Source organism: Sinorhizobium sp. M4_45 (assembly GCF_002885915.1).
Classification (GTDB): domain Bacteria; phylum Pseudomonadota; class Alphaproteobacteria; order Rhizobiales; family Rhizobiaceae; genus Sinorhizobium; species Sinorhizobium meliloti_A.
Genome location: NZ_NWVE01000025.1, coordinates 1 through 2,483 on the forward strand (window position 1 = coordinate 1; position 2,483 = coordinate 2,483).

The following is a 2,483-nucleotide window of genomic DNA, read 5'->3' on the forward strand; positions in this document are numbered from 1 at the left end:
AGCGACTACGCATGTTGATGCCCCTCCTGGTGAGGCTGAATGATTCTCAGATCAAGGTGATGAATGGTACGGTTGCGAAGGTCGCGAACCGCGTTGACGACCGCTGGGGAATTTTGGAGCAAATATGCTCCGGTTGACTGCTGGTCGATGAGCAGGCGCTTCCGCCTGATTTGCACGTAAATCCAATTGACGGGAATACCGAGCCTGGCGGCCAGCTGTACGGCGCTGAGCAAAGTAGGTTCGTGCGTCCATCTGTTGCGCTGCGCCTTTACCTTGATGCCCGCTGCAAGGCGGAGGCGTTGCACCGTGATCGGCAAAACCTTTTCCTCGCAATTGGGCGAATGGTGTCCTTCGCGCGTCAGTATTTCGGCGATCTCGTCATCAGGCACGCCCGTCAGAGCGAGCTCCAGCAGACGCGCGCGCAGTTCTTCACCGCGCGTGAGCCTGGCGACGGAATTGACCTTCATTTTGACGTGGAGATCAGTCACGGCGCCGCCACGCCACACGATCCTCGCCAAAGCAATGTCGCGTTCACCGCGGTCAAGGACGACTTTTTCGATAAGGCACCGCAATAGTGCCTTGCGATGAGCGTCCGTCGTCGCATCGTCGGCCCAGATTTGGGGAAGGCTATCGAATAACGCAACAACCTTGTTATTGAGGTCTTTGCTAAACCCTGTTCGCTTAGCCGGTTCACTCGAGGCTCGTTGGGCAACGGCATCTTCAGCAGCGCGAAGTTCGCTCAACGCTGCTTCCCATCGACGCTCGAGTTCGGAGGCGACCAGACGGTTATCAGGGTCAACACGATTGAACTGGCGTTCTGCCAGCGCGGCGGCGTAGCGCTTGCGCTCAAGCTCCCGTTCAGCGCCAGCGCGCAACGCCTTGTTGACTTGCTGTTGTGCCTGCCGAGCCCGCGCTAGCGCGTCAAGTTCGCCAGGTGCCAACGCGGCCAGGAAAGCGTCCGCCACAGCTGCATCGATCTGAGCCGCACGGACGCGCTGGCAGTCCGGCAAGCCAGAGTGGGAATGGAGGTGATTGCAGGCATACTCTCCGCCGCCTTTATAGCGGACGTACATCTTGTAGCCACATCGCCCGCACCAAGCGATGCCGTGCAGCAGCAATTCGCCATCACGGGGAGCTCCTCTGGTTTTGGCACGCATGTATTCGGCTCTGTTGTCTCGCACGATATCGCGGATCTTCTCATAGGTTGGCCAGTCGATGTAGTGGGGATAGCGATCCTTCACGATGATGCGCCAGTCTTTGATATCCTTGGGTATTTTTGCCTCTGAACCGCCGTCACGCCCGGCGGCACGAAAGCGGGTCCGTCCATAAACGAAGGCACCGGCGTAGGCGGGATTCTTCAGGATCGCAGCCACCGCTGAGACCGTTGCTCGCGCCCAGCGCAGTTCGCCAAACCGGTCGCGGCGAGGTAAGGGCAGGTCCCGATCATTTAAGACGCGCATAACCTTAGCGACGGTACGGAACTTCAGGAATGTCCGGAACACAAGCTCGAGCCGTTCTTGAACACCGAGATCAGGATCTTTTACGACCACCCCGCTCGGATCGCGCACCAAACCAACCGGTAGCATGAGGGCAAGTTCGCCGCGCTCAGCCTTGGCAAGCAGACCTGCTGTCAAACGGCTTCGGATTGTATGTAGCTCAAGCTCGGAGATGGTTCCCTTCAGACCCAGAAGCAAACGACCATTGGCGCTGCCGGGATCATAGACGCCATCGCGATCGGCAATGAGGCAGCCGCGCAGGCCGCAGATATCAAGCAGCGGATACCAATCCGAACAGTTGCGAGCAAGTCGGGTCACGTCGATCGACAGGATCAAACCGATCTCACTCAGACCAACCCGTCCAACGAGTTCCTTAAAGCCGTTCCTGCCGGTAGTAGAGGCTCCACTGATGCCGAGATCGGCGTCGATAACGTCAATATCGGCTTCATGCCAGCCAAGTTCACGAGCGCGCTCGCGGAGCGCGTACTGTAGCCGTAGGCTCTCCTGGTTGCTTATTACTTGATGCGGTGTCGACTGACGGACGTAAACAACCGCTCTGCGTGCCAGATGGGTGGGCTTGACCAGTTCGGACTTCATGACACACCTCCGCCAGAACTGCGGCGACGTCGTCGAGGATCTGACGCCGCAACGCGGGTGATAACGTCGCCCACAGGTTCTTCGGTTCGATCATCATGACCTTCGAGAGTTTCCGCCACCGCGATAAGATCCCGAATTGCCTCAACGTTAAGTTTAATCTGATTCGTGGCCTCGACATATCCCTGTGTCGCAGACACAGGGATCAGCAAGGTCGATCCGCCACGATGTTCAACCTCATATGACGGCGCGAAGTTGCCGCCTCTGCGTCCTACCTTACGGATCACATTAAAGGAGCGTCCAAATAACGGATGGCTCGGATCCAGCACCTCGATCTTGTCCGGTGATGATTCGTCAGACTCACAAGCAGGGATATTTCTGTAGGCCTTCGAG

General features: G+C 57.9%; 2 protein-coding genes. Both read right to left on the reverse strand.

The genetic code is table 11. From position 1 onward, the window contains the following. Positions 1-5 precede the first annotated feature (5 nt). Positions 6-2,093 (reverse strand): recombinase family protein, encoded by a 2,088-nt coding sequence (locus tag CN933_RS31165; RefSeq protein ID WP_102763423.1) that lies wholly within the window; start codon positions 2,091-2,093, stop codon positions 6-8. Beyond that, a partial coding sequence (locus CN933_RS31755; RefSeq protein WP_210204031.1) for a hypothetical protein occupies positions 2,090-2,483 on the reverse strand: 394 nt, incomplete at its 5' end. The genes CN933_RS31165 and CN933_RS31755, both read right to left, overlap by 4 nt.

Bases quoted from the DNA above. Each gene is read 5' to 3' on its own strand.
- CN933_RS31165 (WP_102763423.1), bottom strand. From the start codon at position 2,093: ATGAAGTCCGAACTGGTCAAGCCCACCCATCTGGCACGCAGAGCGGTT.